Origin of the sequence: Pseudomonas sp. GL-R-19 (genome assembly GCF_019956375.1) — a bacterium.
In the GTDB taxonomy this organism is placed as follows: domain Bacteria; phylum Pseudomonadota; class Gammaproteobacteria; order Pseudomonadales; family Pseudomonadaceae; genus Aquipseudomonas.
Genome location: NZ_JAHBDJ010000031.1, coordinates 35771 through 49439 on the forward strand (window position 1 = coordinate 35771; position 13669 = coordinate 49439).

The 13669-nt window shown below is 59.7% G+C and carries 16 protein-coding genes; 8 read left to right on the plus strand and 8 right to left on the minus strand.

All coding sequences use genetic code 11. From position 1 onward, the window contains the following. Positions 1-48: 48 nt before the first annotated feature. The gene (locus KGA83_RS16820) at positions 49-327 is read right to left on the minus strand and encodes a hypothetical protein (protein ID WP_108214884.1); all 279 of its coding nucleotides are present in this window, start codon (positions 325-327) and stop codon (positions 49-51) included. Positions 328-517: 190 nt separating this feature from the next. Here KGA83_RS16820 and KGA83_RS16825 point away from each other — a divergent pair, with 190 nt between their 5' ends. Further along, positions 518-724 (plus strand): hypothetical protein, encoded by a 207-nt coding sequence (locus tag KGA83_RS16825; protein WP_108215461.1) that lies wholly within the window; start codon positions 518-520, stop codon positions 722-724. Between the two features lie 125 nt (positions 725-849). Here the strand turns inward: KGA83_RS16825 and KGA83_RS16830 are convergent, their stop codons facing one another. Continuing rightward, the gene (locus KGA83_RS16830) at positions 850-1434 is read right to left on the minus strand and encodes a YajG family lipoprotein (RefSeq protein WP_108214883.1); all 585 of its coding nucleotides are present in this window, start codon (positions 1432-1434) and stop codon (positions 850-852) included. A 204-nt stretch (positions 1435-1638) separates the two neighbouring features. Here KGA83_RS16830 and KGA83_RS16835 point away from each other — a divergent pair, with 204 nt between their 5' ends. Then, the gene (locus KGA83_RS16835) at positions 1639-1878 is read left to right on the plus strand and encodes a hypothetical protein (RefSeq protein WP_108214882.1); all 240 of its coding nucleotides are present in this window, start codon (positions 1639-1641) and stop codon (positions 1876-1878) included. Positions 1879-2616: 738 nt separating this feature from the next. After that, a complete protein-coding gene (mqo, locus tag KGA83_RS16840; RefSeq protein WP_108214881.1) occupies positions 2617-4125 on the plus strand; it encodes a malate dehydrogenase (quinone) in 1509 nt (502 codons plus the stop codon). A gap of 67 nt (positions 4126-4192) precedes the next feature. Here the strand turns inward: mqo and KGA83_RS16845 are convergent, their stop codons facing one another. The 4 genes from KGA83_RS16845 to KGA83_RS16860 form a co-directional block, all read right to left on the minus strand. After that, positions 4193-4480 (minus strand): PA4642 family protein, encoded by a 288-nt coding sequence (locus tag KGA83_RS16845; protein ID WP_218426680.1) that lies wholly within the window; start codon positions 4478-4480, stop codon positions 4193-4195. Positions 4481-4543: 63 nt separating this feature from the next. Continuing rightward, entirely contained in the window at positions 4544-5029 is a 486-nt protein-coding gene (locus tag KGA83_RS16850) for a hypothetical protein (protein ID WP_108214879.1), read from the minus strand. A gap of 167 nt (positions 5030-5196) precedes the next feature. Further along, entirely contained in the window at positions 5197-5670 is a 474-nt protein-coding gene (locus tag KGA83_RS16855; RefSeq protein WP_108214878.1) for a WbuC family cupin fold metalloprotein, read from the minus strand. A gap of 3 nt (positions 5671-5673) precedes the next feature. Continuing rightward, on the minus strand, positions 5674-6231 hold the full coding sequence (locus tag KGA83_RS16860; RefSeq protein ID WP_008045996.1) for a hypoxanthine-guanine phosphoribosyltransferase: 558 nt from the start codon (positions 6229-6231) through the stop codon (positions 5674-5676). A gap of 175 nt (positions 6232-6406) precedes the next feature. Here KGA83_RS16860 and upp point away from each other — a divergent pair, with 175 nt between their 5' ends. Both upp and KGA83_RS16870 read left to right on the plus strand, forming a co-directional pair. After that, positions 6407-7045, plus strand: coding sequence for a uracil phosphoribosyltransferase (gene upp, locus KGA83_RS16865; protein ID WP_108214877.1), 639 nt, complete (start codon positions 6407-6409; stop codon positions 7043-7045). A gap of 2 nt (positions 7046-7047) precedes the next feature. Continuing rightward, positions 7048-8322: a uracil-xanthine permease family protein gene (locus tag KGA83_RS16870; protein WP_108214876.1), complete on the plus strand. Its 1275-nt coding sequence runs from the start codon at positions 7048-7050 to the stop codon at positions 8320-8322. Positions 8323-8431: 109 nt separating this feature from the next. On the opposite strand, the gene hemH is transcribed toward KGA83_RS16870, so the two are convergent. Together hemH and KGA83_RS16880 are read right to left on the minus strand one after the other, a co-directional pair. Next, a complete protein-coding gene (gene hemH / locus KGA83_RS16875; RefSeq protein WP_108214875.1) occupies positions 8432-9454 on the minus strand; it encodes a ferrochelatase in 1023 nt (340 codons plus the stop codon). A 13-nt stretch (positions 9455-9467) separates the two neighbouring features. Beyond that, complete coding sequence (locus KGA83_RS16880) at positions 9468-10370, minus strand: TIGR01777 family oxidoreductase (RefSeq protein ID WP_108214874.1); 903 nt, start codon at positions 10368-10370, stop codon at positions 9468-9470. A 196-nt stretch (positions 10371-10566) separates the two neighbouring features. Here KGA83_RS16880 and KGA83_RS16885 point away from each other — a divergent pair, with 196 nt between their 5' ends. The 3 genes from KGA83_RS16885 (at position 10567) to KGA83_RS16895 (ending at position 13667) form a co-directional block, all read left to right on the plus strand. Beyond that, complete coding sequence (locus KGA83_RS16885) at positions 10567-11553, plus strand: NAD(P)/FAD-dependent oxidoreductase (RefSeq protein WP_108214873.1); 987 nt, start codon at positions 10567-10569, stop codon at positions 11551-11553. Between the two features lie 213 nt (positions 11554-11766). Beyond that, the gene (locus KGA83_RS16890) at positions 11767-12726 is read left to right on the plus strand and encodes a YbgA family protein (RefSeq protein ID WP_223530261.1); all 960 of its coding nucleotides are present in this window, start codon (positions 11767-11769) and stop codon (positions 12724-12726) included. After that, a complete protein-coding gene (locus KGA83_RS16895) occupies positions 12726-13667 on the plus strand; it encodes a MerR family transcriptional regulator (protein ID WP_223530262.1) in 942 nt (313 codons plus the stop codon). Before KGA83_RS16890 ends, KGA83_RS16895 begins: the two co-directional genes overlap by 1 nt. The last annotated feature ends 2 nt before the right edge of the window (positions 13668-13669 follow it).

Genomic DNA, 13669 nt, shown 5'->3' on the forward strand with positions numbered 1-13669 from the left:
CTTCGGGCGCCGTTCTTTTTAGATCAAGATCTTTTACTTTGAAAAGGCTCAGACCTGAGTGCTGATCCAGGAAACCAGCAGCGCCATCCCCATGCAGGCAAAACCGAAGATGTAGAAAAACCGGTTCTTGCGCAAGGTCGCCCAGTCCAGCGTGGGCTCTACGTTGGGGCTGCTCTGGCGCTGTGACTGAAGGCTGGCCATCGCGCGCATTTCACGACGACGGGTGGCGTGCAGCAGCCAGCCGCCCGGGAAGGCAAAGAGCAAGGCCAGCAGATTGATCAATTTGGCGGGATGGGCGGTAAACAGCGTCATCAAGTGCAGCGACATCACAAACCTCAAGTCAAACAGGTGGCAGGTGCCGGACCGGCGACCGCGGCGCGAATTCTACCGAAAGCCTGCCCGCCTGCCCTCTGTTTCCGACAAATAACAAAGCAATTGATCAATGGCTGTCCTGCGTCACGGCTTCGTCATCTGTATCGGCGACCATGCGCGCCTCGAAACCGACACGGACTACGTCATGCTCCACGCCGAAAACCAGGATCGTCTTTACCTCATCACCCCCAGCGACGAACAGCAAGCCCTCGTCGGCAGCCTCGCTTTCAACGTTCAAGACCGCCATTGGCTGGTGTATTGCGCCCTGGGCGGGCATCAACATGCGGATTTGCCGGAGATGGATTTGCTGACGGGCGTGAGTGTGCTGGATTTTTACTCACAAGCGGCCTGACACCCCCGCCCCCCCTGTGGGAGCGAGCCTGCTCGCGATGGACTTGAAGACGCCGCGGGGTATCAGATTCCCCGCGTAATCGTTAACGACCATCGCAAGCAGGCTCGCTCCTACAGGGGCTCGCATTACTCGCCGAGAATCTGACCCACGGTCGGGTCCTTGAACAGGCGGGTCAATGCATCACTGAGCACATCGCTGACCAGCTTGGTGTTGGTTTCCTGGTTCGGCGCCATACCGAAGCGCTGGTCCAGGGACGAACCATAACGGCCGCTGTAGCGACGGTTGGCGTTCTGTACATCGGAGCGGAACGTGGCGCCGATGGTGGCTTCGGTCACGTACATGCCTTCCTTGGGCGACTGGTACTTCAACTCTGCCAGGGTCACGGTCAATTGCGGTGCATTCATGGCATTGTTCGTCGGGGTAAAGCCCAACAGACGCACGGCGGCTTCAGCCTGGGCTTGCAGCTTCGGCAAAATCTGCGCGCCCTGCACGGTGATCGCGCTGGTCTCCGGGTAAAGGCCACCACGGGTGCCCAGCGTCGGTGACGGACGACCGTCCACTACACGTACCACGACAGGCTGGCCATGGCCGACCGGGGCCAACTGGGCGGTCAGCTTGGGTTCCGGGTTCAGTTGTTGCGGGCTGTGGGCGCAGCCAACCAGGGTCAAGCTGGTCACAGTGATCAAACCGAACAACAGGCGTTGCAACATGCTCTTCTCTCCAGAATCAGGCACAAACAGGCCGGCAGTATAGCGGTGCGCCACTGCGGGGAACCAGCACCTCACAATGTTTGATGAAATCTCTGACACCCCCTGAGGGATGCGGTTCCTGTCACACAGGTGTCACCACTCATACACTTGCACGTAACGACCTGAAGGCAACCTTATCGGCAGTCATCCACACGGTACTTCACCATGCGCCATCTGATCTCTCTGTTCGCGCCACGCCCACTGCATCGCTGCTTCGCCCTGCTCGACCGCAATGGCCACTGCCAGGCCTTCAAGCAGTGCAGCCTCCAGCCCATGGGCGATGGCTGGGTTGAAATCGAAGAAGTCCGTCTGAACTGGCTGAATCAGCCGCTGCCGGCCGGCGCCCGCGTCGTTTCGCAACAGCAACAGCCACGCTCACGTGCGCAGCATCTGATGACGACCTGACCAAACACCTAATAAAAGTCATTAAACACGACCATTTCCCTGCGTTTCTTAGATACAATCTCCCCCCGATTATAAGGACGTCTCCTGATCGGGCCTCGCAGCATCGTCAATGCGCTTGTATTGACACCCCGCACCGCCCACAGAGAGCCGCCCACACAGATCGAGTGAAGCTGGCGCGCTTGCTGTTTTGTTGAGCAAAACCTCCACTTTTCGCGAATCTGCAGAGCTGTCATTACGCTCGGTCACTGAGCTGTCTGCCCGTTTTGCCTGCCTTGTATCCCATGGCGGCAAATTCATCCGGGCACGGTGCCAGGCTGGGACAGCCCTTTTTGAGGTTCACGTCTTCAAAAGAGCGTGAAAAAAACGGGTTTTCACAACTTCACAAGAGTGTGGCGAGCAAATGAATAGTTTTGCGTCTGAACATGCACCATTAGCGTCTACAACAGCCCAACGACACAGGACCGAGTATTCCTCGAACACCGGAGCCTGAAGCCTGTCCGCTACGGATTTGGTTGCACAAACGGATGTATCGACCATAAGTCGAATTGCCTCCCGCGCGCTGAAATGAGTTCATATGGCTCATAGGCCCGGCAGGTAGCGTCCGTCGAAGTTGCGATAAATTGCGAAGATTCGGACATGGCGACACTGCCAAGAGAACCAGGGGCATCACTGACACGCCCCGGAACGCCTGGCAGCCATGCCGACAATTTGGTGCTGCAGATTTTGGAGACGCGTTAAATGGCGCATAACGAAGCAGTCGACGTAGTACTGGTTGGGGCCGGCATCATGAGTGCCACCCTGGCGGTACTGCTCAAAGAGCTCGACCCCGCAATCAAGCTGGAAGTCGTCGAGCTGATGGATTCCGGTGCCGCGGAGAGTTCCAATCCGTGGAACAACGCCGGTACCGGCCACGCCGGGCTGTGTGAGCTCAACTACACGCCGCAGGCCGCCGATGGCACCGTCGACATCAAGAAAGCCGTGCACATCAACACCCAGTTCGAGGTGTCGAAGCAGTTCTGGTCGTATTTGACCAGGAAAGGCACGTTCGGCTCGTGCAAATCGTTTATCAGCCCGGTGCCACACCTGAGTTTCGTGCAAGGCGAAAGTGGCGTGTCCTTCCTCAAGGAACGCTTCAAGGTGCTGAGCAAGCACCACGCCTTCGCGGACATGGAATACACCGAAGACAAGGCCAAGATGGCCGAGTGGATGCCGCTGATGATGCCTGGCCGCGATCCTGGCGAAACCCTCGCCGCGACCCGCGTGATCAATGGCACCGACGTCAACTTCGGCGCCCTGACCAACCAGTTGCTCAAGCACCTGACCAGCGCACCCGATGCCCAGGTCAAGTACTGCAAGCGCGTGACCGGCCTCAAGCGCAGCAACGGTGGCTGGACCGTCAGCATCAAGGACGTCAACAGCGGCAACACCCGTGAAGTCGATGCCAAATTCGTCTTCCTCGGCGCGGGCGGCGCGGCACTGCCGCTGCTGCAAGCCTCTGGTATCGAAGAGAGCAAAGGCTTCGGCGGCTTCCCGATCAGCGGCCAGTGGCTGCGTTGCGACAACCCGGAAGTGGTCAAGCACCACCAGGCCAAGGTCTACAGCCAGGCTGCCGTGGGTTCGCCGCCAATGTCCGTGCCGCACCTGGACACCCGCGTGGTCGAAGGCAAGAAGTCCCTGCTGTTCGGACCATACGCCGGCTTCACCACCAAGTTCCTCAAGCACGGTTCCTTCATGGACCTGCCGATGTCGGTTCGTGCCGGCAACATCGGTCCGATGCTGTCCGTGGCGAAAAACAACATGGACCTGACCAAGTACCTGGTCAGCGAAGTGATGCAGTCGATGGAGCAGCGCCTGGAATCCCTGCGTCGCTTCTACCCGCAAGCGAAAGCCGAAGACTGGCGCCTGGAAGTGGCCGGCCAACGGGTGCAAATCATCAAGAAAGACCCGAAAAAAGGCGGCGTCCTGCAATTCGGTACCGAACTGGTCGCGGCCAAGGACGGTTCCCTGGCGGCACTGCTCGGCGCTTCGCCAGGTGCCTCGGTGACCGTTTCGATCATGCTTGAGCTGATCGAAAAATGCTTCCCGGGCAAAGCCAAGGGCGAATGGGCCACCAAACTGGCCGAAATCTTCCCGGCCCGGGAAAAGGTTCTGGAAACCGACGCTGCGCTGTATCGCAAGATCAATGCGCACAACAACGTCGCGCTGGAACTGGTTGAAGCCAGTAACGAGACCGAAAGCTACGCTTGATTCGGCCGCATGAAAAACGCCCCGTCCTCATTGAGGGCGGGGCGTTTTTTTGTGCCTTTAAAAGATCTTAACCGCGAGCCTTGTTGATCAGCTCGATGTACTCGGCGGCGTTGCGCTGATCCTTGATCAGGGCGACGAAGTCATTGCCGTGCTCATCCTTGCCATTCACGTCGTAACCCGCTTCGACGAAGAACGTCAGGAAACGCTCGAAATCGTCGATGCGCAGGCCACGGTAGGCCTTGACCAGTTTGTGCAGGGACGGAGAAGTCGCGTCGACCGGTTCGAAATCGAGGAACAACTTGATCTGCTCATCGCCGATCTCGTCACCAATCACTTGTTTTTTATCTTTACGCATTGCCGACTCCAGCTCGCAGACATTACACGGGGCGGGCAGTTTACCCCTGCGCAGGCACAAGGCTCAACGCGGACGAGTGCTACCGGTGTGCAGATCGGCCCAGACATGGCCATTGGCATAGCTGAGAAACTGACAATACACCGTGTCATTGCGCAGCAAATCGATCACCACGCGGTATTGAGCGAGCGGGTAATAGAGGGTCAGGGTTTTGCTCTTATCGTCGTAGACCGGCTTCTTCAGGCTTTTGCTTTCACCATCGAAGTTGACCAGCACCTGACTGATGGTGGCGCCCTTGTTCAGGGATTTACCCTTGAGACGAATCATTAAAGGCGACGTGACCGGAATCGGCTGTTGATTGGATTGACGCTGGGCACCGACCACCACCGAATAATCGGTGACTTGCATCAGTTGCTGCTGTTCGGGATCGGCATCGCGCAGAGTGAGATCGTCCGGCGGCAGAAATTGACTGTGCATGGGCGCAGGTGCGGCAGCCAAAGGCAGGCTGAGGGTCAGCAACAAGGCGGCGCAGCAGCGGATCGAACGGCTCATGACAAGCTCCGGAGGGCGGGGCCGGGCACTTTATCACGCCCCTGTAGGAGCGAGCTTGCTCCGGGCGGCGTTCCGACGATGAACTTGAAGGCGACGCATGCTTCCAGACAGCACGCGTTATCGTTCACGCCCATCGCGAGCAAGCTCGCTCCTACAGAAGGCATGTATCAATCGAACTGCGCGCGCATCCAGGCCTGATACTCGGCAACGCCGGGCTCGCCTTCGCGCGGCGCCCAGTGAGCCAGCTCACCTTCGCCGACCGGACGATAGGGACCGGCCTTGCACTCGAACATCAGGCTGTCGGCTTCCAGCACCACCAAACCATGGAACACACCGGTCGGCAGGTCCACGCCAACACAGTCGCCACCGGCCTGAAGCACAGTCTTGTTCAGCACCGTACCGGTCTCATCGAAGATCAACACGCCCAGCCGGCCCTTGAGGACCAACAGGGTTTCGGCCTTGTTGTCACCCAAATGCCGGTGAGGCGGGATATACGTGGACGGCTGCAACCCCACCGCCATGCGATGGCATGCGTCTTCCATCTGATGGAAGTTGTGATGCTGACGCCCACGAGGATTGGCCGCGGCTTTCCCGGCCAGCTCGGCGAACAAGGTCTGATCCAGAAAGCGAGGCGTATCCATGTCTTACATTCCTTTAACGGCGAAAATCCCGTTGGCGTTACGCCAGTAGCCTTTGTAGTCCATACCATAACCGAAGATGTAGCGATCGATGCACGGCAGACCGACGAAATCGGCCTTGAGGTCCGGACGGGCCTTGCGGTCGTGGTCTTTGTCGATCAGCACAGCGGTGTGCACTTTACGTGCGCCAGCGTGTTTGCAGAAGTCGATGATCGCGCCCAGGGTGTGACCTTCGTCGAGGATGTCGTCGATGATCAGCACATCACGGTCGATGAAGGACACTTCCGGCTTGGCTTTCCAGAACAGGTCACCGCCGCTGGTTTCGTTGCGATAGCGGGTGGCGTGCAGGTAGGACGCTTCCAGCGGGAAGTGCAGATAGGTCAGCAGCTTGCCGGAGAAAATCAGCCCGCCGTTCATCACGCAGAACACCACCGGATTGCTGTCCGCCAGTTGATCGTTGATTTGTGCACCGACGCGAGCGATGGCCGCCTCGACTTCAGCTTCGGTGTACAGGCAGTCAGCCTCTCGCATGATTTGACGGATATGCTCGAGATCAGCGGACATGGCGCTCTCCAGGGGGGTTGAGGGGAGGTACGGATTCGGAAAAGCGGGCAAAGGTACGCATCAAGCGAGGTCAGATCAAGCCTTTGTGGACTAACGTACTGTATGTCTATAGGACAACACCCTCGGATAGATTAATCTAGACCGGTTTTTTTGCCCGCCGCCGGAGCCTTTCCCCATGCCCATTCATGAGATCCGCCACCCGCTGATCCGTCATAAACTTGGCCTTATGCGCCGCGCAGACATCAGCACGAAGAATTTCCGTGAGCTCGCTCAGGAAGTCGGCGCCCTGCTGACCTATGAAGCTACCAAAGACCTGCCGCTGGAATCCTACGATATCGAAGGCTGGTGCGGCACCGTATCGGTCGAGAAAATCGCCGGCAAGAAAATCACCGTGGTGCCAATCCTGCGCGCCGGCATCGGCATGCTCGAAGGCGTACTCAGCCTGATCCCAGGCGCCAAAGTCAGCGCCGTCGGCGTGGCCCGTAACGAGGAAACCCTCGAAGCCCACACCTATCTGGAAAAACTGGTACCGGAAATCGACGAACGCCTGGCCATGATCATCGACCCGATGCTCGCCACCGGCGGCTCGATGGTAGCCACCATCGACCTGCTGAAAAAAGCCGGCTGCAAGGACATCCGCGCCATGGTGCTGGTCGCCGCGCCAGAAGGCATCGCCGCCGTAGAGAAAGCTCACCCGGACGTGATCATCTACACCGCTTCCATTGATCAAAAACTGAACGAACACGGCTACATCATCCCAGGGCTTGGCGATGCCGGTGACAAGATCTTCGGCACCAAGCAGAAGGACGCGTGAGCATGCAGCAAGAGTTCAACGATCCGCTCTGGCGCACGGTGCTATCCGGCGCACAGATGCTGTTCGTGGCCTTCGGTGCCCTGGTGTTGATGCCGCTGATCACCGGCCTTGACCCGAACGTGGCGCTGTTCACGGCCGGCCTGGGGACGATCCTGTTCCAGATCGTCACTGGGCGTCAGGTGCCGGTGTTCCTGGCATCGAGCTTTGCCTTCATCACCCCGATCATTCTCGCCAAGGGCCAGTTCGGCCTCGCCGCGACCATGGGCGGTGTGATGGCGGCGGGTTTCGTCTACACATTCCTCGGCCTCGCGGTGAAGATCAAAGGCACCGGTTTCATCGATCGCCTGCTGCCGCCGGTAGTGATCGGACCGGTGATCATCGCGATCGGCCTGGCCATGGCGCCGATTGCCGCCAACATGGCCATGGGCAAGGCCGGCGACGGCAGTGAATTGATTCATTACCAGACGGCGATGATGATCTCGATGCCCGCACTGCTGACCACGTTGATCGTCGCGGTTTTCGGCAAGGGCATCTTCCGTCTGGTACCGATCATCTCCGGCGTGCTGGTGGGCTTTGGCATGGCGTTCTACTTCGGCGTGGTCGATACCGCGAAGATTGCCGCGGCACCATGGTTCGCCATCCCGAACTTCACCGCGCCGGAATTCAACTGGCAGGCGATCCTGTTCATCGTTCCGGTAGCCCTGGCTCCGGCCATCGAACACATCGGCGGCGTGATTGCCGTGGGTAGCGTGACCGGTCGCGATTACCTGAAGAAACCTGGCCTGCACCGCACCCTGCTCGGCGACGGCATTGCCACCACGGCGGCCGGTCTGTTCGGTGGCCCGCCCAACACCACCTACGCCGAAGTGACCGGCGCAGTCATGCTGACCAAGAACTACAACCCGAAAATCATGACCTGGGCGGCGATCTTCGCCATCAGCCTGGCGTTCATCGGCAAGTTCGGCGCACTGCTGCAAAGCATTCCGGTACCGGTGATGGGCGGGATTCTCTGCCTGTTGTTCGGTTCGATCGCGGCGGTGGGGATGAACACGCTGATCCGCCACAAGATCGATCTGGCCGAGGCACGCAATCTGGTGATTGTTTCGGTGACCCTGGTGTTCGGGATCGGCGGCGTGCTGATCGGCACCGGCACCGGGCCGGACGATTTCGGCCTCAAGGGCATCGCGCTGTGCGCAGTGGTGGCGATTGGCTTGAACCTGATCCTGCCGGGCAATGACAGCTGGAAACACAAGAAGGCGCAGGAGCCGCTGATCTGATTGGATGAAGACCTGAGATCTTTGTTGCCAGTCAGATAGCATTCGCGGGCAAGCCCGCTCCTACAAGTTCTATGCAAAACCTGTAGGAGCCGGCTTGCCGGCGAAGCTTTTAAAGCACCAACGGCGCACGCTCGCACAACGCACTCAACGCCCGCGCCCAATGCGGGTCATCGTTGAGGCACGGCACCAGCACCAGGTCCTCCCCTCCCGCTGCGCGGAATTGCTCCTTGCCGCGATCACCGATCTCTTCCAGTGTCTCGATGCAATCGGCAACGAACGCCGGGCACATCACCAGAATCTTTTTCACGCCGCTTTTGGCCAACTCATCGAGACGCGCTTCGGTGTAGGGTTCGATCCATTTGGCCCGCCCCAGACGCGACTGGAACGACACCGACCACTTGCCGTCCGGCAGCCCCAAACGCTTGGCGACCTCTGCCGCCGTGCGCAGGCATTGGCCGCGATAACAGGTGGCGACCACCTCCGGCGGCGCCCCGGCGCAGCAATCACCGCCACCCTCGAAGCTGTGACCGGGGTTGAGCTTCTTCAGATGCCGTTCCGGCAGGCCGTGAAAGCTCATCAGCAAATGATCGAAATCCTGCTCCAGATAGGACCTGGTCGTGGCCACCAGTGCATCGAGGTATTCCGGTTGGTCGTAGAACGGTTGCAGCACCGACAGCTGTACGTCGAGGTTTTTCTCGCGTACCACGCGTTTGGCTTCCTCGATGACCGTGGTGGTGGTGCTGTCGGCGAACTGTGGATATAGCGGCGCCAGCGTGATTCGCTTGTGCCCCGCCCCAGCCATGCGAACCAGTGTCGATTCGATCGAAGGCTCGCCGTAACGCATGGCCAGTTCGACCGGGCCGTGGTGCCACTGGGCGGTCATGGCTTGTTGCAAACGACGGCTGAGCACCACCAGCGGCGAGCCTTCGTCCCACCAGATCGAGGCATAAGCATGGGCCGACTGCTCGGGCCGCTTGATCAGGATCAGCGAGACCAGCAAGCGTCGAACCGGCCATGGCAGGTCGATCACGTACGGGTCCATCAGAAATTGGTTGAGGTAGCTGCGCACATCCGCCACCGAGGTGGAGGCAGGTGAACCCAGGTTAACCAGAAGCAACGCGTGATCGGTCATGCAACGTCCTATTTCAAAGGCGACTGGACAGATCGTCCAGAGCCGCGCGCAAATCCATGAACTTAAAAGTGAAACCAGCCTGTAACAAACGCACCGGGGTGGCGCGCTGGCCGCCCAGCAACAGCAAGGACAACTCGCCCAGCCCCACCTTCAATGCAAAGGCCGGCATCGGCATGAACGCCGGGCGATGCAACACGTCGCCCAACGCCTTGGCAAACTCGCGGTTGCGCACCGGTTTGGGCGCGCACGCATTATAGGGACCGCTGGCCTCGTTGCGATGCAGAAGAAAATCAATCAGGGCGATTTGATCGTCGACATGAATCCACGGCATCCACTGCCGGCCGTTGCCGATCGGCCCTCCCAGACCCAGTTTGAACGGCAGTAACAGCCGCGACAAAAAGCCACCCTCCGCCGACAGCACCAACCCGGTACGGATGTGAATGACGCGAATGCCCATCGCTTCGGCCCGCTGCGCAGTCTCCTCCCAGGCGATGCATAACTGGCTGGCGAAGTCTTCACTGATCGGCCCCGAATCCTCGGTCAGTTCACGCTCGCCGCCGTCGCCATACCAGCCGACAGCCGAACCGGAAATCAGGACCCGGGGTTTCTGCTCGCGACTTTCGAGCCACGCCAGCAGGGTTTCGGTGAGCGTGATGCGACTGCTCCACAACAAGGCTTTTCGCTTGTGCGTCCAGGGTCGGTCGGCAATCGGCGCTCCGGCAAGATTGACGATCGCATCCACCGGCTCCTGCCCCAGATCCTCCAGCCGGGCAATTCCACGCACTTGGGCACCACATATTTTCGCGACTTTTTCAGGCTGACGACTCCAGACTGTCAGGCGATATCCCTGAGCCAACCAGTGCCGGCAAAGCTGACGTCCTATCAAACCAGTACCGCCGGTCAGCAATATGTGCATGACTTCTTCCTCGCGTGGCGTTTTACCCTGTCCATTAGTCTATTTTTATAAGCAGGGATCTTTGGTATCGAGCAGGCTCTATGTTTAACAATAGGCCAAGCTGTCAGAACAAGAACGCTAAAAGTTATACCAAAAAACAATATTGTACAGGTTTGAACCCCGGCGTAGTCTGTACAGAAAGGTAAACGAGGCACCTATGACTGTACCTATCGCAATCATTGGCACCGGCATTGCCGGACTCTCCGCCGCCCAGGCTCTGACTGACCTCGGGCATGTGGTTCAATTATTCGATAAAAGCCGCGGTAGTGGCGGGCGCATGTCGAGCAAGCGCAGCGATGCGGGGGCGCTGGACATGGGCGCGCAATATTTCACCGCCCGTGACCGGCGCTTTGTCACCGAAGTCCAGCGCTGGCAAGCCGAGGGTTGGGTCGCCGAGTGGACGCCGCAGCTGTACACCTATCATGGCGGCCAGCTTAACCTGTCGCCGGACGAGCAGACCCGCTGGGTCGGCACACCGCGTATGAGCGCCATCACCCGCGCCCTGATCGGTGAGCTTGAAGTGCATTTCGCCTGCCGTATCACCGAGGTCTATCGCGGTGAAGAGCACTGGCACCTGCAGGACGCCGAGGGCTTCACCCACGGACCGTTCAGCCACGTGGTCATCGCCACGCCGGCCCCACAGGCCACCGCTCTGCTGGCAACAGCGCCGAAACTCGCGGGTGCCGCCGCCGGGGTGAAAATGGACCCGACCTGGGCCATCGCCCTGGCCTTCGAAACGCCGCTGGAAACGCCCATGGAAGGCTGCTTCGTCCAGGACAGCCCACTCGACTGGCTGGCCCGCAACCGCAGCAAGCCCGGGCGCGACAACACCCTCGACACCTGGGTGCTACACGCCACCAGCGCCTGGAGTCGCCAGCACATTGACCTGCCCAAGGAAGCCGTGATCGAACAACTGCATGGCGCCTTCGCCGAACTGCTGCACGATTCCATGCCCGCACCGACCTTCAGCCTCGCCCACCGCTGGCTCTACGCCCGCCCCGCCAGCAGTCACGAATGGGGCACCCTGGCCGATGCCGATCTGGGGCTGTACGCCTGTGGCGACTGGTGCCTGTCCGGACGCGTCGAAGGGGCCTGGCTCAGCGGTCAGGAAGCCGCGCGCCGTTTGCATGCGCACCTGCAATGATCGTAGAAGCCGCCGAAGGCTCGGGCCGCGTTCGGACGATCTTTTGATCAGTCCTTCGACATAAAGATCACAGCCTTCGGCAACTCTTACAGGGGCATCGCACCACCAAAAAAAACCTATACAAAAAAATTGACTTGTACAACTTCGAATCTATGATGAAGTTATGTTGTACAGACCCGAATGTTTGTACAGGTTCAGATTCGAGGTGCTCCGATGCTCCACGCCCCCGCCAAACCGAAAATCGCCATCAGTGCCTGCCTGATGGGGCTCGACGTGCGCTACAACGGCGGGCACAAGGCATCGCGGCTGTGCAGCCGCACCCTCACTGATTACTTCGATTTCATCCCGGTCTGTCCGGAAGTGGCCATCGGCCTGGGCGTACCCCGCCAGCCGATTCGGCTGGTGGGCAGTGCAGATCACCCCGAAGCCGTGGGTACCCTCGATCACAACCTTAACGTGACACAACCGCTGGCCACCTACGGCCAGGACATGGCAGCGCAGCTGGGGGACATCTGCGGCTACATCTTCATGCAAAACTCCCCGTCCTGTGGCCTGGAGCCGGTCAAGGTCTACCACGCCAACGGCGCACGGATGGACGGTGGTGCTCGCGGGATCTACGCCCGGGCGTTCTGCCTGCGGCACCCGGACTTGCCGGTGGAGGAAGACGGCCGGCTCAACGATCCGGTGCTGCGGGAAAACTTCCTCACCCGGGTGTTCGCCTACAGCGCCTGGCAACAGCTACGCCAGGAGGGCATGACCCGGCGCGGTCTCACGGACTTTCACTCGCGCTACAAATACCTGTTGATGGCCCACAACCCGGTGCAATACAAAACCCTGGGCCACCTGCTGGGCAACATGGGCAAAACCGAACCACAGGAACTGGGCCCCCGCTATTTCAGCGAACTGATGACGGCGCTGAAAAAATGCGCCACCCGCCGCACTCACACTAACGTCCTGCAACACCTCAGTGGCTACCTGAAACAGGCCATCAGCGGCGAAGACAAGCAGGAAATGCACCACGTGATCACTCAGTACCGCCAGGGCATCGTGCCGCTGGTGGTACCGCTGACACTGCTCAAGCATCACTTTCGCCAGCACCCCGATCCGTACATCGCACGGCAGGTTTACCTGCAGCCGCACCCGGAAAACCTCAGCCTGCGAAACGCCATCTGATGAAAAAAGCACTCGACACCAGCGCCTGCATAGACCTCGGCGATGACTTTAAAAAGGCGCTGGACGAAGGTTGGCTGCCGATCCGAGAAGTGGCGCGGCAAACCGGGGTCAATGCCGTGACCTTGCGCGCCTGGGAGCGGCGCTACGGTCTGATCGTGCCGCTGCGCACGCCCAAGGGCCATCGATTGTTCTCGGCCGACCACGTACAACGCATCCAGACCATCCTCACCTGGCTCAACCGCGGCGTTGCCGTCAGCCAGGTCAAGCCATTGCTCGACACCCCGCAAGCCTTCAGCGAGACCGCCGACAACGATTGGCACATCCTGCTGCAAACATTGATGCAGGCGGTCAGCCGATTGCAGGAACGTGCCCTGGATGACAGCGTCAATCAGGCGATGGCGCTGTATCCGCCGCGAACCCTGTGCGAGCAATTGCTGATGCCCTTGCTGTCCGCTCTGGAGCAACGCTGGCAAGGCCAGTTCGGGGCACAGATGGAGCGGGGCTTTTTTTGTGCCTGGCTGCGCAGCAAGTTCGGTGCGCGCATCTACCACAACAATCGTCAGTTGCGCACTGCGCCGCTACTGCTGGTCAACCACTCGGACCTGCCCATGGAGCCGCACCTTTGGCTGACAGCCTGGCTGATCAGCAGCGCGGATTGCCCGGTGGAGGTCTTCGATTGGCCGCTGCCTGTCGGAGAACTGGCATTGGCGGTCGAACTTCTACAACCCCGCGGGGTTCTGCTCTACTCAAGCAAAGCCCAGAATCCGGCCCAGTTACTGAAACTTTTCAAAGGCATCAGTTGCCCAAAAATGATTGCCGGACCAACGGTATGCATCCACCACACCGAGTTGTCCGTCAGTACTGCCCAGATCGCTGATTTGTACCTGGCCGAAGACCCGTTGTCGGCACATCAGGCACTCGTTCAGCGCGGGCTGATTTAAAT